Here is a 24,669-nt window from a genome sequence, read left to right as displayed (position 1 = left end):
TATGATTCAAACAGCATTAATTACCGGCGCCACCAGTGGAATTGGACGCGCAACTGCCTACGCTTTGGCCCGCGCAAATATTAATTTGATCCTATGCGGAAGGCGTGAGGAGGAACTTAAAAAACTTAAAATAGAATTAGACAAGAGGGTAAAAGTTACTACTCTTACTTTTGATGTAAGAGACAAAGCCGAAGTATTTAAACAAATAGAAAGTTTGCCGGAAGAATTCAGTAAAATTGATATCCTGATCAACAATGCCGGGAATGCCCATGGTTTAGACCCTATCCAAAAAGGAGATATAGATGACTGGGATGCAATGATGGACATAAATGTGAAGGGTCTCCTCTACGTAAGCAAAGCTATTATCCCTCAAATGGTAGAAAGAAAAGCCGGGCATATTATAAATATTGGCTCTACCGCAGGAAAAGAAGTTTACCCGGGTGGAAACGTTTATTGTGCCAGTAAATATGCCGTAGATGCAATAAACCAGGGTATGAGGATAGATTTGAACCAGGCAGGAATACGGGTAGGAGCCATAAACCCCGGCTTAACGCAAACCGGTTTTAGTGAGGTGCGTTTTAAAGGGGACAAGGAAAGGGCAGATAATGTGTACCGAGGTTTCCAGCCATTATTACCAGAGGACATTGCAGACATTATTGCTTTTGTAGTTTCCAGGCCTTACCATGTTAATATTGCAGATCTTACGGTTATGCCCACGGCCCAGGCCAGCAGTACTATTGTAAACAGAAATTAAAATATGCTGGGACCACATTTATATAGATAAAGTTGAGAAAAACCTGATAATAAATTGAAATAGCCCTTGATCAATAAACGCCTGCTTATTAAAAACCTTCTCGCCCATAATGATGAGAACAGCTTTTATGATAAAAAGCGCAGGCTAAATATTGACCAGAAAGAAGGAAAAGCAAAGTTTTTAAAACATGTGTGCGCTTTAGCAAATTCCAATCCGCAAAACAATTCCTATATAGTAATTGGGGTAGAAGATGAAGATAATAGTATAGGAGGAGTAGATTTTTTTGATGACAGCAAGATCCAGAACCTCATTAATGCGTATTTAAGCAACCCACCATTGGTGTCTTATGAAAACATTCCCTTTCCCCATTTGCCTGATCATCTGGTGGTGGGGCTGGTTACCATTAGGCCCAATAACGGAAAGTTATGCTCCCTTAAGAAGAATATCTGGAAATATTATGGGGGTTCTGTATTCTTTAGGGATGGAAGTATAAGCATGCCCAAGGTTTATGATATTGAAATAAAGGATACCAACTCTCAATTAGTTGCTGCCATTGAAAAACATGCCCACAATAATATTGAGCTCACCCTGGATGGGGTTTTTGATTTCATGAACAAAAGGAAGGATTACCACCCTAACTATAAGGTATTTAAAGAATATTTTGTGGTTTGTTGGGCGGGTAAGATCAAAAAGACGAAGAACGAAACTTTTTATTCCCGGGTAGATATTGAATTGATAAACGAGCAGGTGAAACTATTTTATTCAGACCTGGATGAAGTAAGCATTAGCATTGATAATAATAGTTTTAAAATTGTAGAGTTTGTAAAACTAGGGCTTGAGGATAAATTTCATTATTATCCCCTTGAAGAGGTAATTATAAAATTCAGGGAGAATGCCGGTTATGAAATAGAAAGCCAGTTGCTGTTTGAGCCGCCGCAGTTTGATAAAAAGATACTTCACCATATTTATAATGCCAATAATGCCTTACTCGCAAAACTTAAAAACGGTGTGAGTTTTAATAGAATTGAGGAACGGGATCTTATTAATCTTCCTGCCACCTACCTGATTTGTTATTTCAACCAATTTGGAGAAGCATTGGATAAACTGGAAAGCTGCAAAGAATTATTGCGACTCCATAATGGAAAGGCATACCTGGCATATAAAGAAAGTATGCGAATTTTAAGAAAGGTAAAATACAGTTAAAAATGGAGAGAACAATTGTAATTGGAGATATACATGGAGGTTTAAAAGCCTTGATACAATTACTGGAACGCATAAAGATCACCCCCCAGGACAGGTTGATATTTCTTGGAGATTATGTAGACGGGTGGAGTGATTCTGCCAACGTAGTAACTTATTTAATAGAATTGGGAAAACAAAATTCCTGTACTTTTTTAAGAGGCAATCATGATGACCTCACGCACAGGTGGTTAAAAACCGGAGAATTAAACGAGCAATGGCTTTTGCACGGCGGGCAATCCAGTATGGATGCTTACCGCAATTTTACTAAACCCGAAATTGAAACCCATATAAATTTCTTTGAGCAAATGCTTAATTATTATATTGATAAAGAAAAACGCTTATTTGTTCATGCGGGTTTCACGAATCTCCATGGCCCGGAACAGGAATATCATAACACAGGCTATTACTGGGACAGGACCCTTTGGGAAACTGCCCTATCTCTTGATACTTCCCTGCCCAGGGAACATGATCATTATCCCGCACGTTTAAAATTATTTAAAGAGATCTTTATAGGCCACACCCCCACCACGCGTATTAAAAAAGACAAACCCGTAAATGCTGCCAATGTGTGGAATGTTGATACCGGCGCTGCATTTAAAGGAAAATTATCGGCAATGGAGGTTCGTACAAAAGAGCTCTGGCAAAGTGATCCGGTTTTTGAGCTATATGCAGAGGAGAACGGCAGAAATTAAGAGTTTTTTAATCTCAAGCCGCCAATATCTTTATATATTTGGGACTTATAGTTAGTATTGCATCATTTTTGATTATAATTAAAATAGAAAAATTTGCCTGCGCTGTACAAATATTAATTTGTTTAGTTTGGAACCACCCTAAAAAGAAAAGCTATGGCCTTGAGTAATATGCGATTGGAAGTAATGAAAACTGTTGAGAAATCAATAGACAGTTACGTAGAAAAATATCTGATCCCCGTTGAGGAGATCTGGCAACCAACAGATCTTTTGCCAAATCTTCAGAAAGAAAATTATATGGATGAAATTATCCAGATCCGGGAAGAAGCCCAGGAATTAGGTTATGACTTCTGGGTAGTTCTTGTTGCCGATATGGTTACGGAAGAAGCACTGCCTACTTACGAATCCTGGTTAATGGATATGGAAGGGGTAGAACAGCATGGAGCCTCTAAAGGGGAGCAAAATGGCTGGGCAAAATGGATACGTCACTGGACAGGTGAAGAGAACAGGCATGGGGACACTCTTAATAAATACCTTTATTTATCCGGGAGGGTAAATATGCGGGAAATTGAAAAAACCACGCAATATCTTATAAATGATGGTTTTGATATTGGAACCGGAAGAGATCCTTATAAAAACTTCATATATACCAGTTTTCAGGAACTCGCAACCAATATTTCCCACAAACGCGTAGGCCAGCTTGCCAAGAAAAAAGGTAACAAAATGCTGGCTAAAATGTGCAGTATTATTGCCGGAGATGAGATGAGGCACCACCTCGCCTACCGTGAGTTTGTAAAAACTATTTTTGAATACGATGCGAGCGAAATGATGCTTGCTTTCCAGGATATGATGAAGAAAAAGATCGTAATGCCTGCGCAGTTCATTCGTGAATCTGGCCAGGGTATTGCTGAAGCTTTTGAGAATTTTTCTAATGCCGCGCAACGCCTGGGAGTGTATACCACTTATGATTATATAGACATCCTTCAAAAACTGAATGAGTATTGGGAAATTGACAAATTCACTTCCCTCACAGATGATGCAGAGAAAGCCCGGGATTATTTAATGGCCCTGCCTGATAGAATGTCCCGAATAGCAGACAGGATCTCAATTCCGCAGGATCAACACCAGTTCAAATGGGTTGAGGCCAACGGAAGATTATAGAAAGATTTACCTTCACATAAAACCTGCTAAAAAAAGCAGGTTTTTTTATGTTTTTTCTGCTACAAAATATGGTGTAACAAACACTGCTTTTTGTTATATTCAAGCTTGTTAAAAGCTGAATCTTTTACAGGAATTCTATGAATAATCCTCCTTTCTATATAAATAAACCAACAAATGAACTTCCCCCAGGATTATCTGGAGAAACTTTTCGAAGCAGTGATCCACTTGCTTACCATACCTCTATAAGAAACTATGAGCCCACCCCATTGATTCAATTGCCAGGACTTGCAAAAAAATATGGGGTAAAGAATATTTATATAAAAGATGAATCCTTTAGGTTTGGATTGAATGCATTTAAGGCTTTGGGAGCATCTTACGCTATCCATAAACTTCTGGAAAAAGATCCATCCATAGAAACCTTTTGTTCCGCCACAGATGGAAACCACGGACGTGCTGTAGCCTGGGCAGCCAAACAACACGGCAAAGAATCCCGCATCTTTGTACCCAGGGGTACTACAGAGGCCCGCATTGATGCCATACAGGGCGAAGGGGCCGTCGTAGAGGTAATAGACCGCAACTACGAAGCAACCTGTGAACATGCGCAGATAATGGCCGCAGGAAACGGCTGGACCCTTGTCCAGGATACAACTCTGGAAAATTATGAGGAAATTCCTTCCTTAATAATGGCAGGTTATCTTACGCATTTTATGGAGGAAGAGAAAACCATCCATATGCTGCCCGAAGCACAAGTAGATGTAATTTTTCTGCAATCTGGAGTGGGAAGCTGGCCCGCAGCCGCGGCCTGGTATTATACCAACCGATATGAAAATAAAAAGCCAAAACTGGTAATAGTGGAACCTGCAGAAGCGGCCGGAATGCTTGCCTCAATGGAAGCTGGAGAACGATGCAGCCCTCAGGGGAATTTTACCACTATGATGGCGGGTTTAAATTGCGGTATACCCTCTTCCCTTGCCTGGGAAATTTTAAAAAACACCCTTGATGCTGTAATTGCAGTAGAGGATGAATTTGCTGTTGAAGCCATCCGGGAGTTTTACTACTCCAATGAAGAGGATCCAAGAATAATGTCTGGGGAATCGGGCGCGGGAGGATTGGCGGGTTTTATAGCTCTCATGAAAGATGAACGATTTAAACCTGTGAAGGAATCCCTGGGAATTAATAAAAACTCCCGGCTCCTGTTTTTTAATACTGAAGGAGCCACAGATCCTCCAAATTTCCAGCGCATCATAGATGATGTTTACCGATAAGCAATGCTATGTAAAGCATCCAGCAGAATAATGCAGGTCCTGAAAGAAATTAATCGAGTTGCATCTCGGGGATTTCTCCCTCCACGATAAGTGTTCCTTCAGTAGCTTTTTGAATTTGCTCCACGCTTACCCCCGGTGCACGCTCCAGCAATTTAAAACCTTTATCTGTGACTTCTATAACGGCGAGCTCTGTGACTATTTTTGATACACAGCCAACACCTGTAAGAGGCAGGGTGCATCTTTTCAATAATTTAGATTCCCCTTCGCGATTGGTATGCATCATTGCCACGATAATATTTTCAGCAGAAGCTACGAGGTCCATAGCACCGCCCATTCCCTTAACCATTTTTCCAGGGATCTTCCAGTTGGCGATATCGCCGTTTTCAGCAACTTCCATTGCCCCAAGTATTGTAAGGTCTACGTGTTGACCGCGTATCATTCCAAAACTCATAGCCGAATCAAAAAAGCTTGCTCCCGGCAAGGCCGTGATGGTTTGTTTTCCGGCATTAATAAGATCTGCATCTTCTTCTCCTGCAAAAGGGAAAGGCCCCATCCCCAGAATTCCATTCTCACTTTGAAATTCAACTTCAATATCATCGCGCACATAATTGGCCACAAGAGTAGGAATACCAATTCCAAGATTCACATAGTAACCGTCCTTTACTTCTTTTGCAATACGCTTCGCGATTCCGTTTTTATCTAGCATTATATTTGATTTGAAGATTTGTTGATTTGAAGATGTGGTTTTTTGATTATAGGTAAGGATATACCCTATTTTTCTCTCACAGTCCTCTGTTCGATGCGCTTCTCATAATTGGTTCCCTGAAATATGCGCTGTACAAAGATCCCCGGAATGTGAATATGGTTGGGATCAAGTTCTCCCGGTTTTACCAGTTCTTCTACCTCAGCAACGGTAATAGTTGCGGCACCACACATTAAAGGGTTAAAATTCCTGGCGGTCCCTTTAAATATAAGATTTCCTGCCTCATCGCCTTTCCAGGCTTTTACAAAGGCAAAATCGGCTTTATAGGCTTCTTCCAGAACATACATTTTTCCGTTAAACTCACGGGTTTCCTTCCCTTCGGCTACTTCGGTCCCAAAACCTGCAGGGGTATAGATTGCAGGAAAACCCTGTTGGGCTGCCTGGCATTTAGCGGCAAGAGTTCCCTGGGGGGTAAGTTCCACATCAAGTTCGCCGCTAAGCATTTGGCGCTCAAACTCGGCATTCTCCCCTACGTAAGAGGAGATCATTTTCTTTATCTGTTTCTTATGAAGCAATAACCCCAGGCCAAAATCATCTACTCCCGCATTGTTAGAAATGCAGGTAAGGTCTTTAACATTAAGTTTTACAAGTTGAGAGATGGCATTTTCGGGGATACCGCTCAGGCCAAAGCCGCCAAGCATAAAAGTCATCCCATCGTGCACTCCTTCAAGTGCCTCCTGTACGTTGCTTACAGTTTTTTTGATCATCGAAATTTCGTTTGGCGAAATTTACAAAAACTTTGATCTTACTACAACGTTTTCAGGAAGGGAATTATACAGCCTGTTATCTAACCAAATTAAAATTCAAGTTCATCGGGAATTCCCTGATCCCTTGAATTTCGCTGATTATAAAGACCACAATTGGTTTCAATGCTAAGATTGTCCGGCCTTGGAAAATCTCCCTGGGAAACTTCCAGCTCCTTGTCTGCATAAACCTTTTTCATATAGATCCCCCAAATAGGTAGAGCCATTGTAGCTCCCTGCCCATAGGTAATACCAGGGAAATGAACTGCACGATCTTCAGCACCTACCCATACGCCCGTTACAAGGTTTGGCACCATTCCCATAAACCAACCATCACTTTGATTTTGAGTGGTTCCTGTCTTTCCGGCAATTGGATTCTTGAAGTCATAAGGATATCCTGTAACTGCGCGTTTATAATGGTCCTGATTCCCTGCCCAGGTTCCCCTTAGCCTTATTCCCGATCCACTTTGGGTTACTCCTTCCATAAGATTAACGGTTACATAAGCGGTTTCTTTACTAAGAACATCCTTTGTTTCCGGCACATGTTGATACAGGGTGGTACCATTCTTATCTTCAATACGCGTAACAATTACCGGCTTTACATATACTCCTTCATTTACAAAAGTGCTGTAGGCTGATACCATTTCAAAAACGCTCATATCTGCTGTTCCCAGGGAAATAGAAGGTACTTCTGGCATATTTCGGGTATCTACCCCAAGCTTATTCAACATATCTATAACAGGTCGGGGTCCGGTTTGGGCAATAAGCCGGGCACTAATGGTGTTTACTGAGTTTGCCAATGCACTTTTTAGAGTCATCATCCCGCCGTATTTGTTATCACTGTTCCTGGGAGACCAGTCGCTTTGTGCACCCATTCTTCCGGCTTCAATGGTAAAATGATTTCGTGGAAGCGTATCACAGGGAGAAAGTTTTAACTGATCTATAGCGGTGGCATACACAAACGGCTTAAAAGTAGATCCTACCTGCCTGCGGGCCTGCTTCACATGCTCGTATTTAAAATGCTTAAAGTTGATCCCTCCTACCCAGGCTTTCACTTCCCCTGTTTGAGGGGTCATAGACATCATACCCGTGTTTAAAAAGGATTTATAATATAAAATTGAATCCCGGGGAGTCATAATCGTATCTTTAATCCCACTCCAGCTGAAAACCCTCATTTCAGCATCTTTATTGAAGGATTTTATAATCTCGTCCCTGGATTTTCCCTGAGCTTCCATTTTTCTCCATCTATCGGAAACTTTCATGGATCTGTTTATAATGTCCTCGACCTCCTCCGGAGTAATGTCCCTAAAGGGTGCTGTTTTATTGGTTTTATTTTGACGGTCAAATTCCTTTTGAAGGTGAGATAAATGCATTTCTACGGCCTCTTCAGCATACTTTTGCATTCGGGAATCTATACTGGTATAGATCTTTAATCCGTCACGGTATATATTGTATTCCCCGCCATCCGGCTTAGGGTTTTTCTGGATCCAGTCTCTCATGAAACCTTGTAAATAAACCCTGAAATAAGTTGCAATCCCCTCGTCATGTCCCTGCGGGGTAAAGGTGATTTTCATGGGAATAGCCTGCAGGGAATCCTTTTCCTCACTGGTTATAAACCCATTCACCTCCATTTGCTTAAAAACCTGGTTGCGGCGTTGTTCTACCATTTCCGGGCGGCGCACAGGATTGTAAAGCGCAGAGTTCTTTAACATAGCCACCAATACCGCAGATTCTTCAATCTTAAGATCTTTGGCTTCTTTATCAAAATAGATCTTCGCGGCAGAGCGTACCCCTACAGCCTGATAAATAAAATCGTACTTATTGAAGTACATCGTGATGATCTCTTCCTTGGTATATTGTCTCTCAAGGCGGATTGCAATGATCCACTCCTTGAATTTCTGCATTACTCTGCCTACAAAATTTTGTGAGACATCCTGGGTGAATAATAATTTTGCCAACTGCTGCGGAATGGTACTTGCCCCACCTCTTTCTCCTAAATAAACTGCGGCTCTAAGTGTACCCTTGGCATCAATCCCCGAGTGCTTATAATATCTTTCATCTTCGGTTGCTACCAGCGCCTGTACAAGATGTGTAGGAAGGTCCTCATATTTTATAGGGGTCCTGTTCTCATTGTAATATTTCCCCAGTGTTTGCCCGTCAGATGAGAATATCTCTGTTGCCAGATTGGTTTCAGGATTTTCAAGTTCTTCAAACTTGGGCATTTTCCCAAAAGCTCCCCACCCCGCAAGGAGGAAGATAAAAATGATCAAAAGAATTCCCGCCCCGAACAAGGTCCAGAAGCCAATTATATATTTTCCGTATCCGGTGTCTTGTTTTTTGGTTTTTTTTGTGGGGCTTGCCATAAGTGCAATTACATTAATTTTGTGTGTTTTCTATGCGTAAACCTACCTGAGTTAATCCTTCCAGGTTTTCAATTCCCTGTTCACTCCCGCTTTTTCTCATGGCTTGCTGAAGGGAAACTTTATAGCGGCCGGGTTCATTGAACCTTACCTGTTCTTTATACCAGAGTTTATTCTCTTTTACGTCTCCAAATCCTGTGCCAAGCCATTGACCTGAAGGCTCAGCCATTCGATACTCCAGGGTATCTGTAATTACCTTTCCCTGCGGAAAATGTATTTGAGCTATAAGGAACAAATTGCTATAAGCAAAATCATTGGTATTCCTAACGTTTATAAAAAGATTATAAGCCGGAACAGAATCCATTACCGGTAAATTAAACGTAACAATGGAGTCTTTATTCCACGTATTGGGAATTGATTCATATTCATCATAAACCCTGTTGGAGTCACAGGAGAATAACCCACCAATTATGATAATAAAAACCGGCAAAAAGGATTTATGCATTTTTTGATGGGTTTCCTTTTCTTTTTTTGTTCTTTCTTCTCTTTTTCCCCGCACTTTTTGGAGTGTCAAACCTGGTAAGACTATCCTGCCCCACCACGTTATTAAAGTCAGATTTGGATTTGTCTTCCACCACGGCAAGGGTTTCATATTCCTCCAAACTTGCAACAGGCTCTTTGGCAATATTTGCCTTGATCACCTTATTTGCCTGTTCTGCACTCAATTTATGCCAGTTCATCCAGTCCCCTTCATAGGCATACCACAGGAAGCCCTGAAAAATATCTATCTTCTGGCAAACGGCCGTACCTTTTTTGGTGTATAATTTATCTTCGGTCTTTGGGAATTCTTTTAAGGCATCCAGGTAAGTGTCCAGCTCATAGTTTAAACAACATTTAAGCTTTCCGCACTGGCCCGCAAGTTTTTGCGGATTCAGGGATAATTGCTGGTAACGTGCTGCCGAGGTGTTAACAGACCTGAAATCTGTTAACCAGGTTGAACAGCATAGTTCCCTTCCGCAGGAACCAATACCCCCTAAACGCGCGGCCTCTTGCCTGAAGCCAATTTGTCGCATCTCAATACGGGTGTTGAATTCCCTGGCAAATTCTTTAATAAGCTGCCTGAAATCAACTCGTTCTTCCGCTGTATAATAAAAAGTGGCCTTTGAGGCATCACCCTGAAATTCTATATCACTTATTTTCATGCGCAGGTCCAGCCTTATGGCTATTTCCCGGGCTCTTACTTTCATTTTATCCTCCCTGTCACGGGCTTCCTGCCAAACATCTATATCGCGCTGGGAGGCTTTGCGGTAAATTTTAAGTACTTCTTCGCTGTCTCTCTGGACTTTCTTCTTTTTCATTTGCACCCTTACAAGTTCTCCTGTAAGTGTAACGATTCCCACATCATGTCCCGGAGAAGCTTCTGTAGCAACAACATCACCTATGCTTAAACTCAATTTTTCCGGATTTTTAAAAAAGTGTTTTCTTCCGTTCTTAAATCTTACCTCTACACAATCGAAAGGCTCGGCGCCATTGGGCAATTGCATATTGGAAAGCCAGTCAAACACCGTTAATTTATTACATCCGTCTGTTCCACAGGTTCCGTTATTCTTACATCCTTTAGGCTGACCGTCTTTCCCGGTCGAGCAACTAGTACATCCCATACACTCTATATATTGAAAATTCTAACCTGCTTAGAAGGTTGAATTTGATTGTTAATATTTATAAAAAAGTAAATATACCAATATTATTGGTATGGCGATTTTAGCAGGTCTTTTCTTACTGCTTGTATTTTAAGACTTCAGACCTGCCTTTTTTAAAGATCTTGTTACTGTTTGGGATCCCTTTTCTCAGGGCTTTTTGCTCCTCATATGGCAATGCATTGATCTCTTTACATTCTACAGAACAGCATTCGTCCATTTGCTGCCTGCATTCTTCACACTGTATAAATAATAAATGGCAGGCTTCATTGGCACAATTCACATGGGTATCACAGGGTTTGCCGCACTGGTGGCAATTTGCAATAACATCTTCTGATATCCTTTCGCTTCGACGATGATCAAAAACGAAATTCTTACCCAAAAATTTATTTTCCAGCTTTAAATTCTCAACCTGCCGGGCATATTCAATAATTCCGCCTTCAAGCTGAAATACATTTTTAAAACCTTTGTGTTTATAATAGGCACTGGCTTTTTCACAACGAATCCCACCGGTACAATACATCACAAGGTTTTTATCTTCTTTATGGCTCTTAAGGTCTTCTTCAATTATATCAAGAGAATCCCGAAAGGTATCCACATCTGGGGTGATGGCTCCTATAAAGTGCCCAATCTCACTTTCGTAATGATTGCGCATATCTACAAGAATGGTTTTGGGATCTTCAATAAGTTCATTGAACCGTAGGGCATCTACATGCACTCCTTTATTTCGAACGTCAAAGGTTTCATCATTCAACCCATCGGCCACTATTTTATCCCTTACTTTAACTTTCAGCTTTAAAAAGGACTTGAGGTCATGTTCAATGGCGATATTAAGGCGTACATTTTCAAGAAAATATATACTATCAAGAAATTCCTTAAACACTTCAAATTTTTTCGCAGGCACCGAAAGCTGGGCATTGATCCCCTCATGGGCTACATATATACGGCCAAGTACATTCATTTTATCCCAGGCCAGAAAAAGGTAGTTCCTGAATAATTTTGGGTTGCCAATTTTGGCGTATGCGTAAAAAGAAAGAGTTAACCGGTCTTCCCCGGCTTCTTCAATAAGGGCGGCCCTTTCCTTTTCGCTTAATTTATTGTACAGTTGCATGCTATACCAATGATTTAAGTTAAAAGAAATTTTTTGCAAAGATAACCGAATTCAAGAAAAGAAAAAATGCCCTGAGATCTCTACCCAGGGCATTTTTCTGAACGGCTAATTCGTTATTATTATTTTTTACTTACTATCATAAAAAAACAAATAACGTTAGCCTCCATCAACCCGGCTACTACAACTCAATAAAATTGTAGTGGCCGCGCCAAATCGATTCAAGATTAAACTCAATTTAAGAAACCTCATAATAATGCTTCTTTTATTGTTATTATTAAGATGCAAATATTTGAAAAAGGTTGCGTGTTAAATTGTTGTGATTGAAAAGTTATAGTATTTTAGCAACGCAATAATTAGAAAAATTTATGAGCAGCGAGAAAGAAAAAGAGAAAGAAGCAAAATTAAAAGCATTAAAGCTTACCCTTGATAAAATGGATAAAACCTATGGAAAGGGAACAGTAATGAAGATGAGCGATCAGGCTATTTCTGATATTGAAGCTATATCATCTGGTTCTGTAGGTTTAAATATTGCTCTTGGAGTAGGTGGTTATCCCCGCGGAAGGGTGATTGAAATATACGGGCCGGAATCTTCTGGTAAAACCACATTAACATTACATGCCATTGCTGAGGCTCAAAAAGCAGGCGGAATTGCCGCTTTCATTGATGCTGAACATGCATTTGACAGGTTCTATGCCGAAAATCTTGGAATAGACCTTGAAAACCTTATAATTTCACAACCGGATAACGGAGAACAGGCCCTGGAGATTGCAGATAATCTAATACGTTCCGGTGCCATTGATATTATTGTAATTGACTCTGTAGCTGCGCTTACCCCTAAAAGCGAAATTGAAGGGGAAATGGGTGATTCCAAGATGGGGTTGCACGCGCGCTTAATGTCTCAGGCTTTGAGAAAACTTACAGCCAGCATTAGTAAAACCAATTGTACGGTTATCTTTATTAACCAGCTTAGAGAAAAAATAGGGGTCATGTTTGGTAATCCTGAAACCACTACAGGTGGAAACGCCCTTAAGTTCTATGCTTCTGTGAGACTGGATATAAGAAGGTCTACTCAAATAAAGGATGCAAACAGCAACGTTCTGGGAAATAAGACCAAAGTGAAAGTGGTAAAAAATAAAGTTGCGCCACCTTTCAAAACCGCCGAGTTTGACATTATGTACGGTGAAGGTGTTTCCAAAATTGGAGAGATCATAGATATTGGGGTAGACTACGAGATCATTAAGAAAAGTGGCTCATGGTTTAGTTATGAGGACACTAAGTTAGGCCAGGGAAGAGATGCGGTGAAAGCAGTGTTAAAAGATAACCCTGATCTTATGGATGAACTTGAACAAAAGATCAAAGAAGCTTTAAAGATCACCAGGGAATAATCCCGATTCAAAATACCTTAAAATCCCGCCCTGTGCGGGATTTTTTATTGGTGGCCACGCAACCCTTTGTCTTTAATTGCATCTGATAGAAAGACTACCTACTTGTTATGTCAATTATTTGCTCATGAAAAAATTATTACTTGTCTTTTTCTCGGTGCTTCTTTTTTCAGGTTGCTCTGCTGAGGATGATTCAGATAATATAATGCAAAATTTGGCCCCAGTTCTTTCCGTTGATCTCCCCGATTCCTTTGAGTTTGGTCAAAGTTACAATATAGAGATCATTTATAAACGCCCTACCAATTGCCACACATTTTCAGGACTAGACGTAGCCCGTAATGCAAATGTGATAGTTATTGGGGTGGTAACCAGCTATTCTACCGGTAACACAAATTGTGTGGATAGCGGTAATTTAGAAGCCAGTGCTACAATTAATTTTGTTGCAGAACGAGATGATTTTTATATCTTTAAATTCTGGCAGGGAAAAAACGCGGCAGGTAGAGATGAGTTTTTAACCGTAGAAGTACCCGTAACCCAGCCAGGCATTGAATAAATAACGAAAACAACCCCGGCTTTTGAGTTTAAATCAACTCATTCATAATTGCAAAAAACAGGATATTAAAGCGCAGGAACAGCTTTACAGGCTTTACGCCAATAAGCTATTTGCTGTTTGTTTAAAATATTCCAGTAGCTACCAGCAGGCTGAAGATAACCTGCAGGATGGCTTTATGATCATATTTGAAAAGATCAAACAGTATCAGGACAAAGGTTCTTTTGAAGGTTGGATGAAGCGTATTATGATCAATACCACCCTTCAGAAATACAGAAAACAAACAGTTTTCGAAATTGTAAACGAAGAACATTTATCTGAACCGGATATTGAAATAGATGAGGATGAAGTTTCGGTAGATTATTTACTGAATATTATCCAGGAATTACCGGAAAGATACCGGCAGGTTTTTAACCTCTATGCAATGGATGGATTTTCCCATAAAGAAATTTCAGAAATGCTGCAGATAACAACCGGAACCTCAAAGTCAAACCTGGCGCGGGCCAGAATTATTTTGAAAGAAAAAATAGAAGCGAGTCAAATTGCACAAGTGGTGCAATCGTCATAAATAATGGAAGAAAGAAAGCATATAGACAGGCTATACCAGGAGAAATTCAAGGATTTCGAGGCTACCCCCCGGGAAGCAGTGTGGAAAAACATTTCTACGCGCTTGCAGGAGAAGGAGCGCCAAAGAAGTATTTTACCTGTTTGGTATAGAATTGCCGGTGTTGCCGCATTGCTGGCCCTTTTCTTTAATTTTGCTTCCAGCCTGTTTAAATCTTCCCCTTCACCCGATGCTCAAATAGTTTCTACAGAGCAGGAGGAAAATATATGGGAATTAAACAACACTACCAGCGTATATAATGAGAGCATGATAAGATCATCTATCATTCTTCAGGCCTTAATGCTGGACACTAAAAAAACAGAATTGGAAGAGCGCATGAATATGGCTGCAAGACCCGAACCGCGCGTCATCTCCTTCTCTAATGTCATTAGGAATAATAATGCACAGCGATTGAGCAGCAGTGAAATTTCAGCCTTGAATTCTGCAGGCGTAGCTTCCCAACTCCAGGTTCAGCAAAATAATACTCCGGTAACCAGATTAAGAGACCTGCCCCTATCAAATCCTGATGAAGATCTGTTTGCAGAGGAAATTTCAGAAAAGACATTACCTTCCAAACGTCTAAGAGTGAGTACAGTGGCGGCGCCAATTTATTATGATAATCTTGGAAATGGAAACAGCATAGATGCCAGATTTGCCAATAATGAAAGTGCAGGAGAAGTTTCTATGGCATACGGTGTTAATTTCGCCTATCAAATTTCTGAAAAGGTAAAGATCCGGTCCGGGGTTAGCAAGGTTGACCTTAGCTACAACACCCGAAATATAGCATTTACTGCCGCTGTTAATCCTACTATTCTTAGTGGTATTGATTATAAAGGGGAAGTGCCTAATTACCGTATTGAGAACAGGGCCGCACGGCAATTTGGAAACATAAGCGCCTCAGCCGAATTTAACCGCGCCAGTCTTGCTTCACCAGCAACAGGGTACCTGAACCAAAGACTTGGGTTTATAGAAGTTCCTGTGGAAATAGAATATGTGATCATTGACAGTAAAATTGGGTTAAATATTATTGGTGGAGGAAGTACTTTGTTCCTGGATGAAAATAATATCTCATTAAATTCCGCCGATTTCTCAACCAATATAGGAGCGGCAAATAACCTGAACAACGTAAGCTTTACCACTAACCTTGGGGTAGGAGTAGATTACAAGATCTCCCCTCAATTTCAGGTTAACCTTGAGCCTATATTTAAATATCAGCTCAATACCTTTAACAACGGGGAAAATATCAATCCCTACTACTTCGGGATCTATTCCGGTTTCAGCTTCAAATTTTAATTTACAGCGAAGGGCTTCTTAATTCTTCCAGAATAACCGCAAAGGTTTCATCCTTTAATGCGCGCTTATCTGCCTGGGTTTTATTCCTGGTGGGAATTATTTCGTGGATCTTCACTCTCATTTTACCAGGACTACCGGAAAAAAAGGTATAGGAAAATCTCTTTTTGTTGTCGTGAAATGTAATTGGCACAATAGGGATCTGGTGATCTATTGCCAACCTGAACGCTCCGTCCTTAAAGGGGGCCAGGATGATCTTTTCATTGGCAGGCACACCTCCTTCAGGAAAAATACAAATACTGTTCCCCTGTTTTAACCTGCGCTGGGCTTCAGCAAAAGCCTCGAGCCTGCTTTTTTGTGAACCCCGGTCAACCAGGATACACGTGCGCCTGTAGAAATATCCAAATAATGGAATTCGCGCCAGCTCCTTTTTCCCTAAAAATACAAACGGATGATCTACCACGGCCAGCATAAGCATAATATCTATGATCGAGGTATGATTGGCTGTGAACATATAACTTTTGCCTTTCACAAGTTTAGCCGAAGTTATTTTTTTAGGAATGAAACCCATACCATAGAGAATGGATTTAGCCCAGATCCTTGCACACACAAAATATTGAGGATAGTATTTCTCTGAAGAAGTGAAAAACACCAAAAAAGGCAACATTACTATTATAGGCAGCCCCATTAGAATGTAAAACCAAATTCGCCAGACAAGAATTAGCGGGTATTTCAATAGCTTCATAGGGCCAAAAATAGTGAAATCAATTTATGCAAATCTATAAAAGAAGTACCTTTGTGAAAATTTAAAATAATTCATGGCTAGAATACTTACCGGAGTGCAGAGTACAGGCACCCCTCATTTAGGAAATCTTCTTGGAGCAATTATACCTGCAATAGAAATGGCCAACCGGCCTGAAAATGAATCTTTCCTATTTATAGCAAACCTGCATTCCCTCACCCAGATCAAAGATGCAGAAACTTTAAAGCATAACACCTATTCTACCGCTGCTACCTGGCTGGCTTTTGGCCTTGATATAGATAAAACGGTTTTTTACCGGCAAAGTGACATCCCTCAGGTAACTGAACTTTCCTGGTATTTAAGTTGCTTTTTTCCTTACCAGCGCTTAACGTTGGCACATTCTTTTAAAGATAAGGCAGACAGGCTGGAAGATGTGAATTCCGGGCTTTTTACTTATCCTATGCTTATGGCTGCAGATATCCTTTTGTATGATGCCGAAATTGTACCCGTGGGAAAAGACCAGCTACAACATATAGAAATGACGCGCGATGTCGCATCCCGTTTTCATGCCCAGGTTGGAGAAACCTTTGTTATGCCTGAAGCAAAGGTCCAGGAAGAAACGAAATATATTCCAGGAACAGATGGGGATAAAATGAGCAAGTCTAAAAACAATACCATTAACCTATTCCTGCCGGATAAGCAATTGAGAAAACAATTAATGGGAATTCAAACAGACAGCACTGCCCTTGAAGAACCTAAAGATCCCGAAACCTGTAATGTATTTGCCCTGTACAAATTGCTTGGAAATACTTCCCAGGTTGCCGAAATGAGAAAAAACTATCTTGGTGGCAACTACGGGTACGGGCATGCGAAGCAAGCGCTGTATGAGCTTATCATCACCAAATTTGAAAAAGAAAGAGAGTTGTATAATTATTATATGGATAATCTTGAAAAAATAGATGCCGCCCTGGAAAAAGGAGCCGCTAAGGCCACTGCCGTTGCCAATGAGGTGCTTGGGCGGGTACGCATTAAGTTGGGATATTAAATAGCTTCAAACAGCTTTCCCGGAAGGGGCCTAATAGCCCCTTTCAATTCCATTTCAAGTAACAGCCCCGCTGCTTTATATGTTGGGATCTCACAATGTAATGCAATGCTGTCCAGTTGCTGCTTGCCATTTTCTATTAAATAGGTATGAATTGGCTCTTCCTGAGGATCAAGATCTAAAAAAAGCTGTTTCTGAATACCTTTAGTGGCCGGGCCGGTGTCCCAGTTCAACATATACACAAGATCTGCCGCCCCTGTAATAAGGTGTGCATTCTGGGATTTTATAAGATTGTTGCAGCCTTTGCTTTGCGAATCGCCCGGTCTTCCCGGCACGGCAAAAACTTCCCGATTATACGAGTTGGCAATATCGGCAGTAACAAGCGAACCTCCTTTCTCGGCACTTTCAATAACAACGGTTGCTTCACTTAAGCCGGCAATGATCCTGTTTCGCTTCAGGAAATTGTTTCTTTCAAAGGGATTTGAAGACCAGAAATCGGTATAAAACCCGCCATTGGATTCTATTTGAGCTACGTATTTTGAATGCACTTTAGGATAGATCTGGTTAAGGCCGTGAGCAAGGCAACCTATAGTTTGCAGGTTGTTTTTTATGGCAGCTTTTTGTGCTGTAATATCAACCCCATATGCAAACCCTGATACAATAACAGGGTTAAGCGGTGAAAGATCCTCAATAAGCTGTTCGCAAAAAGAAATCCCGTGGGTTGTAATTCTTCGGGTTCCCACAATACTTATGATCTTTTTATTTTGAAGGTCTATGTTTCCCCTGGAAAACAGCAAAATTGGGCCATCGAGGCAATGTTTCAGCTTTTCGGGATAATCCTTGTCCTCAAAATAAGCGTAATCGATTTTATGATCTTCTATAAATTTCAATTCCTCTTCCGCAGCCCTAAGATGTTCGGGCGAGTGCAGGTCTTTTAATTTAGTATTTCCTATCCCGTCAATCTTAAGAAGACTTTCCTTTTTTGCTTTCATTACAGCCTCTGCACTTCCCAGATTCCTAATAAGTTTTTTTGCCGTGCTGTCTCCCAGGTTAGGTACATTTTGTAACGCAAGTATATAATGAAGATCTGTATGTTTCATAAGGGGAACATTACTGTGAGAAAACCAGGCTTTTTAAATTATGTATTAAAAATAGTGTGCGACCTTAACTTATTAATTCATCTGTTATTTTCCGGGCGGTTTACATTGGTTATCAAGAGAGTAGCAAAATAGTATTTATTTAAAAATACTTTAAAAAAGATTTGTTAATAAGATATGTTTAGGTAATTTTATGCTGTAACATAAAATCCTACATTTGCTTTAATGACTATAGCAACCCACATTTCCGACCTATTGTATAGATATGAGTGCGTTATCCTTCCGGGATTTGGCGCATTTCTTACTCAAAGAGAACCGGCACGGTACAATGAAGATTCCCAGGCATTTTTTCCGCCGAAAAAAAGGATATCATTCAATGCCCAGCTGGTAAAAAATGATGGTTTACTGGCGAATTACATTGCAGATGTGAGCCAGATAAGCTATTCTGAAGCAGTCTATAAGATTGGGGAATTTGTGCAGAAACTTAATTCTCAGCTTGAGAAGAAACAACCCGTTTCCCTGGAAAACCTTGGTAGTTTTTCTCTTTCTACTGAAGGAAACCTTCAATTTGAACCGGTTAAAGTTCATAATTTCCTCACAGAAGCATTTGGTTTAAGCGAGGTACCCGCAATTGGCGTACAACGTGAAATTTATAAAAAACAAGTTGAAGCATTGGAAGAAAAAGCTCCAATCCTTTTCACTCCGGAAAGAAGACAAACTTCACCTTACTGGAAATACGCGGCCATTGGGCTTATTGCTTTGGGCCTTTCGGGCTTTGCAGGTTTAAATATTTACAGCAACCAGGTTACAGAACATAATGTGGCTGAACAACAGGTAGCCGAATCTCAATTACAGCAGCAAATACAACAGGCTACCTTTGTAATTGATAATCCGCTTCCGGAAATCACTTTTAAAGTGACAAAGCAGGAAGGCAACTATCATATAGTTGCAGGTGCTTTCAGGGTTGAAGAAAATGCTCATCAAAAGGTGACTGAACTAAAAGCAGAAGGTTTTAAAGCCCGTTATATTGGTGTAAACAAGTTTGGTTTACATCAGGTAGTTTATGGAAGTTTCCCTACCAGGCCGGAGGCAATGGACATGCTCTGGAAAGCCAAGAAAACCAATGAAGGCGCCTGGATGCTTGTGCAGGAACTTTAATAGTTCCTTAACTTGTAAAGCGGCTTAATCCCTTGTACCTTTGCCCAAAATTGGCAAGATGCAATCAAGAACTCCCAAGGATTCCCGTACTATACTCACAGATTTGGTTTTACCCAGTGAGACCAACCCCCTTAATAATTTATTTGGAGGCGAATTACTTGCACGTATGGATCGTGCGGCGAGTATTGCTGCCAGGCGCCATAGCCGAAGGATCGTGGTTACCGCTTCGGTAAATCATGTGGCTTTTAACAAAGCAATTCCGCTGGGTAGTGTTGTTACCGTGGAAGCTGCTGTTTCTAGGGCTTTTAAAAGCTCCATGGAGATCTTTATAGACATTTGGATAGAAGACCGTGAAAGTGGCCAGAGATCTAAAGCTAATGAGGCAATCTATACTTTTGTTGCTGTAGATGAAACAGGAGCCCCTGTAAATGTACCTGCACTGGAACCCGAAACCGAACTCGAAAAAAAGAGGTTTGATGCCGCGCTTAGACGAAAACAACTAAGCCTGGTCCTGGCGGGAAAAATGAAACCTCAGGACGCGACAGAACTTAAAGCCCTGTTTGTAGAGTAATCGCGAAATCTACATTCTCAGGATCCAGTCAGATGGGTCCAATTTATCCATATTCTTATAGATCATGAAATAAAGGGTGGTCTTCCCGGAGCTACTGTTGGTAGCTACCTCTCCTATATCCTGTCCCAGTGAGACCACATCTCCTTTTTTAACCTGCACCTTGGAAAGATTGTTATAGATAGAAAGATAATCTCCGTGACGTACCATCACAGCCTTATTTGCCCCCGGTACGGCCTGTACCTCACTCACCGTACCGCTGAAAATAGCGCGGGCCTGCGCACCGGATTCCGTTTCAATATGTACCCCGTTACTGTTTACCGTCACAGTTTTTACAACCGGGTGCGGTTGAGAACCAAATCTTCTCACTACGATCCCCGATCTTACGGGCCATGGTAATTTCCCTTTGTTACTGGCAAAATTTGCGGCAAGGGCCTTCGCTTCCGGCGTTAATGTATAGACATCACGTGCTGTAGAACCGCTTTCTTTATTGGCTGCGGCAATAGAAGCCCTAATAATCTCATCTATTTTCTTATCAATGGCATTTACCTCTTGCTGTTTTTTGCGTATTTCACTGGCAAACTGCCCTTCTTTCTGCCGTATATTCTTGATAAGGGCTTGTTGGGACTGCTTGTTCTTTTCCAGCTGTGCACGGGTTTCCCTGTTTTCAACAATTAGTTTTTCCTTTTGCTTTTTCTGGCTTAGCAAATTTGTATTAATAGCCTGTAATTCCACTGTACGAAGCTGTATTTCGTCTCCCTGGGTCTTTCGGTAGTTCGCGTACTGTTTCATGTATTGCAGCCTCTTATAGGCCTGTAAAAAGCTTTCAGAAGATAAAAGGAACATTACCCTGCTTTGCTGCGATTTGCTTTTATAAGATTTTTCGATCATTTGACCATAATCCTCTTTCAGCTTTTCAAGTTCTTTCCGTAACGTCTGAATTTTATTCGTGTTGGAATTTATATCCCGGGTAAGAAGATTCGCCTGTTGATTGGTTACTTTAATAAGATTTTCTGTAGTACGTATTTGACGGTCCAGATCTTCCACCTGTGTGAGTACAGATTTCTCCTGTTGTTTGTTGGAACTTCTTAAGGAATTGATCTTTTTGATCTCCTGTTGCAATTCTAACCTACGTTGTTCAAGATCTTCGCGGGTATTTTGGGATTGGGCCGTATAATTACCGCCAATTATGAACAGTAGTAGAAAAAGATGGGGTAGCAGGTTACGCAATTTCATTAGTCTATTACAATTTCTTCATAGCCGGAAGGGATCTCAAAAGGAAATGTTACCGATTCATTTAATATTACAGAGCGCATGGATATTTCTATTTGGGTCCCTTTGCCAGATTCATTGGCCACTATTCTAATATCTTCAGGAATTGTTTGCCCGGAAACCCGTTGATATTTTGGGTAGGTAACCGTAACATTTCTATTCTCGTTCTCCTGTGACAATTGCTGGGCGGTTGCCTTGTAGCTTTGAGGATCAAGGAGGAATAATTTTTTGATAACATCTAATTCATTAGACGGGACGAGCTGATATCCACGGGTAGATTCTGTCAATTTATACCTGTCTTCTCTTAAGTCATATATAGTTTGCCCTAAGAGTAGATTCTGAAGCTTATCAAAATCAAGCGGAGTTCCCAGCCATTTGCTTAATAAACTATAATCTCCATCAAAATAAGTCTTATTGATCTTTTCAAAATAACTTACCCTGTCACGGGTTATTAAGGCTTTGGCAAGCGGTATTCCCAGGAGCTGGGCACTCATCCAGATGGTATTATCTTTTTCCATCCTGAAACTTACCGTAACGCTCTGGGATCTTTCCTCATCCTGATATTTAAGCCGCATCCTGCTGTTAAGGGTCTTAAATTGAGCTTCATTGTTATAATGCATAGTAACCACTTTTGAGGTAGCGGCGTCTTCCATTTCAAAGGCTTTCTTTTTACTCCCGCAGGAAACAATAAAAAATGCAATACTTATAAGGATGATTATTCTTCTATACATTAATTTAGGGTTTTATTAATTTCATTTGCCCTATCCCGATATTCCTTTGCTTTGGCAGCATTTCCCAACCCGGATGAAGCAATGGCAAGTTGCTCTAAAAAGTCAACTTCCATTTTTTTATTATCTATTACATAATCCAGGCCAAATGTAAGTATTTGTTCGGCGCCCTTAAATTCCTTTTGGTTATTTAATGCGATCCCTCTTATTAAATATAAGAGTGGCTGTCCCGGAAAAAGATCCAGTGCCTCCCCGCTTCTTCTTGCTGCTTCATCATATCTCCCAAGGTCCAGTTGTAGTAAAAGAATACGCTGTAACAGGTCAATATTATCCAGGTTTCCGGAAATTCCCATTTCAAAAAAAGTCAATGCCTGTTCCTTTTGCCCCTTCAGCAGGTAGTATTCTCCCAGTTTCTGGTAGATACCTGGGCTGTTTTCACTTTCAGCAAATAGAGTGATAACCTCTTTAAGATCCTTCTCGTATTCAGGATTTTCATTTACAAATCCTAAAAAATCATTCAGAACTTTGAATTTTGATTCAGGATCTATTTCCTCAGAAATTAAAACCGTTTTCATAGATTCTACGGCAGCTGCGGTATTATTTGAATCCAGATAAAATTTATATAAGGCGAGATGCACCACCTTGGAAGAAGGAAATTTTTCCCGCATTTCTTCAGCAGCTTTAAAAGCTTGCTGTGTCATCCCCTCTGCACTGTAAACAAATACCAGGTTGAGGTAATTCATTTCATTTTCGGGAGTTGCCTTAATGGCATCCTTTAATACCTGGATCTGGGCCGGGGTATTATCTGTCATTGTATAGATCTGCTGCCGCAACCCGAGCCTGAATTCATTGATCCCCAACTGGGCATCAAGCTCATCTAGCAGCGCAAGCAATTCATCATATTTTTGAGATTTAAAATATAGATCGGCAAGGTTATTCTGGTATTTACTGTTAAAAGGTACCAGTTTTTTAGCAATCAAAATTGCCGGCTCAAAATCATTATTTAAATAATAGGTCTCCATCAACTCAACCATTACCCACTCCTGATTTGGTTTTAGCCTGTTTGCTTTTTGGAGGCTCTGGATTGCGGCATCATAATCCTTTAAAAACCGGTAATTTTTTCCAAGTTCAAAATGAACAACAGCATTCCCTGGCTCCACCTTTTCACACTTAAGCAAAGCAGTGATGGCCTTCTCGTAATTTTCTATTCCTTTTTGCTTTAGGGCTTCAAAGAAATTTTCCTGAAAAGCATCAGATACATTCCCCAGATCATCTTCATTTACGTCCTGTAAAATAATATCCCTCTCCTGACCCGTTACCGGGAAAGAAAGTAGCAGAGCCATTAAAACAGGAATATATATGCAGATTTTCCTAATCATCCTTTATCTTCTAAACAGGCATTCTTTCAAGTAGCAGGAAATCTTTCCCCGGGACTATTCAAGTACAGAATAATCTCCAATGCTTATCTGGGTAAACCTGCCATTAAATTTAGCAAAACTTCCAATCATCGCGTTATCCAGTTGTGCATTTCTCACTTCTGAAAACTCCTGGATAAGGCTGTTTTTTATGGTGGAATCTTCCACTATACAACCATCTCCCAGAGATACATTAGGCCCTATTTTAGCATTATTAAGCACCACGTTCTCGCCAATGAAACAAGGTTCTGTGATCTCTGAATTTGTGATCTTTACTGAATTGGAAATAAGCTTTATACCATCCTGATGTAAAAATTTTAGCATCCGCCCATTGGTTTCAACCGTTACATCCTTATTCCCGCAGTCCATCCATTCATCTACCTGGCCGGGAACAAAAACAGCACCTTTCTGCTTCATGGCCTCTATCCCGTCATTGATTTGGTATTCCCCCCCGCGAATGATGTTCTTATCCAACACCTCCTGCAATTCATTCTTGAGAACCGAAACATCTTTGAAATAATAGATTCCTATTACTGCAAGATCTGAAACAAATTCTTCAGGTTTTTCTACAAGATCTGTGATCTGGTTATTATCATTGAGTTTTACCACTCCATAAGCCGCAGGGTTGCTCACTTTTTTTACCCATATAACCGCGTCGGCTTCTTTGTTTAACGTAAAATCTGCTTTAAAAAGTGTATCAGCATATGCAATTACAGCAGGGCCGGAAAGCGAATCTTTAGCACACATGATGGCATGTCCTGTACCAAGGGGTTTATCCTGATAATAAATTGTGCCCTTGGCCCCAAGGCTTTCAGCAATATTTTTTAGATCGGTTTCCACTTTTTCCCCAAAATCGGCACCAATAATAAAAGCAATTTCATCAATTTTTTCATCGAGCACCTTTGCTATATCCTCAACAAGACGATGCACTATGGGTTTTCCGGCGATGGGAATTAACGGTTTGGGAACTGTTAATGTATGGGGCCTTAGACGTGAACCACGTCCTGCCATTGGAACTATTATTTTCATTATTTTT

The 24,669-nt window shown here is 40.6% G+C and carries 24 protein-coding genes; 12 read left to right on the top strand and 12 right to left on the bottom strand.

All coding sequences use genetic code 11. The annotated features are described in order from the left end of the window. Position 1 precedes the first annotated feature (1 nt). The 5 genes from FK178_RS12710 to FK178_RS12690 all read left to right on the top strand — a co-directional run bounded on the left by FK178_RS12710 (position 2) and on the right by FK178_RS12690 (position 5,111). The gene (locus tag FK178_RS12710; protein WP_146835835.1) at positions 2–754 is read left to right on the top strand and encodes an SDR family NAD(P)-dependent oxidoreductase; all 753 of its coding nucleotides are present in this window, start codon (positions 2–4) and stop codon (positions 752–754) included. Between the two features lie 66 nt (positions 755–820). Continuing rightward, positions 821–1,957 carry an ATP-binding protein gene (locus tag FK178_RS12705; RefSeq protein ID WP_146835831.1) on the top strand — a complete coding sequence of 379 codons (1,137 nt, stop codon included), beginning with the start codon at positions 821–823 and terminating at the stop codon, positions 1,955–1,957. A 2-nt stretch (positions 1,958–1,959) separates the two neighbouring features. Further along, positions 1,960–2,688, top strand: a complete 729-nt coding sequence (locus tag FK178_RS12700) for a metallophosphoesterase family protein (RefSeq protein ID WP_146835826.1) — start codon at positions 1,960–1,962, stop codon at positions 2,686–2,688. Positions 2,689–2,841: 153 nt separating this feature from the next. After that, positions 2,842–3,846, top strand: coding sequence for an acyl-ACP desaturase (locus FK178_RS12695; RefSeq protein ID WP_146835820.1), 1,005 nt, complete (start codon positions 2,842–2,844; stop codon positions 3,844–3,846). A gap of 137 nt (positions 3,847–3,983) precedes the next feature. Next, positions 3,984–5,111, top strand: a complete 1,128-nt coding sequence (locus tag FK178_RS12690) for a diaminopropionate ammonia-lyase (protein ID WP_146835815.1) — start codon at positions 3,984–3,986, stop codon at positions 5,109–5,111. Positions 5,112–5,160: 49 nt separating this feature from the next. On the opposite strand, the gene FK178_RS12685 is transcribed toward FK178_RS12690, so the two are convergent. From FK178_RS12685 to trhO, 6 genes are all read right to left on the bottom strand, one after another. Further along, on the bottom strand, positions 5,161–5,817 hold the full coding sequence (locus FK178_RS12685; RefSeq protein WP_146835810.1) for a CoA transferase subunit B: 657 nt from the start codon (positions 5,815–5,817) through the stop codon (positions 5,161–5,163). Between the two features lie 65 nt (positions 5,818–5,882). After that, complete coding sequence (locus FK178_RS12680) at positions 5,883–6,581, bottom strand: CoA transferase subunit A (RefSeq protein WP_146835804.1); 699 nt, start codon at positions 6,579–6,581, stop codon at positions 5,883–5,885. Positions 6,582–6,670: 89 nt separating this feature from the next. Further along, positions 6,671–8,980, bottom strand: a complete 2,310-nt coding sequence (locus tag FK178_RS12675) for a penicillin-binding protein 1A (RefSeq protein ID WP_146835799.1) — start codon at positions 8,978–8,980, stop codon at positions 6,671–6,673. Between the two features lie 13 nt (positions 8,981–8,993). After that, entirely contained in the window at positions 8,994–9,482 is a 489-nt protein-coding gene (locus FK178_RS12670; protein WP_146835794.1) for a gliding motility lipoprotein GldH, read from the bottom strand. Continuing rightward, on the bottom strand, positions 9,475–10,638 hold the full coding sequence (locus FK178_RS12665; protein ID WP_146835791.1) for a PSP1 domain-containing protein: 1,164 nt from the start codon (positions 10,636–10,638) through the stop codon (positions 9,475–9,477). Before FK178_RS12665 ends, FK178_RS12670 begins: the two co-directional genes overlap by 8 nt. A 115-nt stretch (positions 10,639–10,753) precedes the next feature. Further along, complete coding sequence (gene trhO, locus FK178_RS12660; RefSeq protein WP_146835788.1) at positions 10,754–11,785, bottom strand: oxygen-dependent tRNA uridine(34) hydroxylase TrhO; 1,032 nt, start codon at positions 11,783–11,785, stop codon at positions 10,754–10,756. Positions 11,786–12,150: 365 nt separating this feature from the next. Between trhO and recA the strand changes: the two genes are divergently transcribed. The 4 genes from recA (at position 12,151) to FK178_RS12640 (ending at position 15,614) form a co-directional block, all read left to right on the top strand. After that, the gene (recA, locus tag FK178_RS12655; protein WP_146835785.1) at positions 12,151–13,170 is read left to right on the top strand and encodes a recombinase RecA; all 1,020 of its coding nucleotides are present in this window, start codon (positions 12,151–12,153) and stop codon (positions 13,168–13,170) included. Between the two features lie 124 nt (positions 13,171–13,294). Next, positions 13,295–13,720 (top strand): hypothetical protein, encoded by a 426-nt coding sequence (locus FK178_RS12650; protein WP_146835782.1) that lies wholly within the window; start codon positions 13,295–13,297, stop codon positions 13,718–13,720. Positions 13,721–13,742: 22 nt separating this feature from the next. Beyond that, on the top strand, positions 13,743–14,285 hold the full coding sequence (locus tag FK178_RS12645; RefSeq protein ID WP_146835779.1) for an RNA polymerase sigma factor: 543 nt from the start codon (positions 13,743–13,745) through the stop codon (positions 14,283–14,285). A gap of 3 nt (positions 14,286–14,288) precedes the next feature. Further along, positions 14,289–15,614: a PorT family protein gene (locus FK178_RS12640; RefSeq protein ID WP_146835776.1), complete on the top strand. Its 1,326-nt coding sequence runs from the start codon at positions 14,289–14,291 to the stop codon at positions 15,612–15,614. Between the two features lies 1 nt (position 15,615). Here the strand turns inward: FK178_RS12640 and FK178_RS12635 are convergent, their stop codons facing one another. Further along, positions 15,616–16,356: a lysophospholipid acyltransferase family protein gene (locus FK178_RS12635; RefSeq protein WP_146835773.1), complete on the bottom strand. Its 741-nt coding sequence runs from the start codon at positions 16,354–16,356 to the stop codon at positions 15,616–15,618. A gap of 73 nt (positions 16,357–16,429) precedes the next feature. On the opposite strand from FK178_RS12635, the gene trpS reads away from it, so the two are divergent. Next, on the top strand, positions 16,430–17,398 hold the full coding sequence (gene trpS, locus FK178_RS12630) for a tryptophan--tRNA ligase (protein ID WP_146835770.1): 969 nt from the start codon (positions 16,430–16,432) through the stop codon (positions 17,396–17,398). On the opposite strand, the gene dprA is transcribed toward trpS, so the two are convergent. Next, complete coding sequence (gene dprA, locus FK178_RS12625; protein ID WP_146835767.1) at positions 17,395–18,495, bottom strand: DNA-processing protein DprA; 1,101 nt, start codon at positions 18,493–18,495, stop codon at positions 17,395–17,397. The genes trpS and dprA overlap by 4 nt on opposite strands. A 222-nt stretch (positions 18,496–18,717) precedes the next feature. Here dprA and FK178_RS12620 point away from each other — a divergent pair, with 222 nt between their 5' ends. Together FK178_RS12620 and FK178_RS12615 are read left to right on the top strand one after the other, a co-directional pair. Beyond that, a complete protein-coding gene (locus FK178_RS12620) occupies positions 18,718–19,650 on the top strand; it encodes an HU domain-containing protein (RefSeq protein ID WP_146835764.1) in 933 nt (310 codons plus the stop codon). Between the two features lie 58 nt (positions 19,651–19,708). Then, positions 19,709–20,221 (top strand): acyl-CoA thioesterase, encoded by a 513-nt coding sequence (locus FK178_RS12615; protein ID WP_146835761.1) that lies wholly within the window; start codon positions 19,709–19,711, stop codon positions 20,219–20,221. Positions 20,222–20,230: 9 nt separating this feature from the next. On the opposite strand, the gene FK178_RS12610 is transcribed toward FK178_RS12615, so the two are convergent. The 4 genes from FK178_RS12610 to FK178_RS12595 form a co-directional block, all read right to left on the bottom strand. Next, the gene (locus tag FK178_RS12610) at positions 20,231–21,454 is read right to left on the bottom strand and encodes a murein hydrolase activator EnvC family protein (protein WP_146835758.1); all 1,224 of its coding nucleotides are present in this window, start codon (positions 21,452–21,454) and stop codon (positions 20,231–20,233) included. Next, complete coding sequence (locus FK178_RS12605) at positions 21,454–22,221, bottom strand: DUF4292 domain-containing protein (RefSeq protein WP_146835755.1); 768 nt, start codon at positions 22,219–22,221, stop codon at positions 21,454–21,456. The genes FK178_RS12610 and FK178_RS12605 overlap by 1 nt, the downstream gene beginning before the upstream one ends. After that, the gene (locus FK178_RS12600; protein ID WP_240793837.1) at positions 22,221–23,561 is read right to left on the bottom strand and encodes a tetratricopeptide repeat protein; all 1,341 of its coding nucleotides are present in this window, start codon (positions 23,559–23,561) and stop codon (positions 22,221–22,223) included. Before FK178_RS12600 ends, FK178_RS12605 begins: the two co-directional genes overlap by 1 nt. A gap of 90 nt (positions 23,562–23,651) precedes the next feature. After that, positions 23,652–24,662, bottom strand: coding sequence for a sugar phosphate nucleotidyltransferase (locus FK178_RS12595; protein WP_146835749.1), 1,011 nt, complete (start codon positions 24,660–24,662; stop codon positions 23,652–23,654). Positions 24,663–24,669: the final 7 nt, after the last annotated feature.

The organism is Antarcticibacterium arcticum (genome assembly GCF_007993795.1).
GTDB classification, from domain to species: Bacteria; Bacteroidota; Bacteroidia; order Flavobacteriales; family Flavobacteriaceae; genus Gillisia; species Gillisia arctica.
The sequence above is the reverse complement of the archived record's forward strand: the minus strand, read 5'-3'. Positions and strand labels throughout refer to the sequence as shown.